This is a genomic window from Sulfitobacter sp. HI0027 (assembly GCF_001634775.1).
In the GTDB taxonomy this organism is placed as follows: Bacteria; Pseudomonadota; Alphaproteobacteria; order Rhodobacterales; family Rhodobacteraceae; genus Sulfitobacter.
The window spans coordinates 1-355 of the sequence record NZ_LWER01000161.1; the positions used below are offsets into that span (position 1 = coordinate 1).

Annotated in this window: 1 pseudogene; it reads left to right on the plus strand. The window is 63.7% G+C overall.

What is annotated here, in order from left to right:
* A pseudogene (locus A3722_RS10045) lies at nt 1–200 on the plus strand (acetamidase/formamidase family protein); the annotation flags it as partial.
* Between the last annotated feature and the right edge of the window lie 155 nt (nt 201–355).

Here is a 355-nt window from a genome sequence, read left to right on the forward strand (position 1 = left end):
TGGGCATGGCCCCCGACCTTGACCACTGCGCGGAGATGGCCCTGCGGGAGATGATCGCGCTGGTGTCTGAGCGCGCAGGGATCAGCCGCGAGGATGCCTATGTGCTCTGTTCGCTGGCCGGGGATCTGCGCATCACCCAGACGGTGAACCGCGAAAAGGGCGTGCATATGATGATGGCGAAAGAGTTGATCGGAGGGTAAGGCGCCCCCCCCCCGTAACGAAAAAGGGCCGCATCGCTGCGGCCCTTTCGCGTTTCTACCTACTGGCAGATCACTCTTCCTCCCAAGCCATCCGCGCCGGGTGGTATTCAAACCCAATGTGGTGCGCGGCACCCACCAACCCCTCGCGGGTGTGG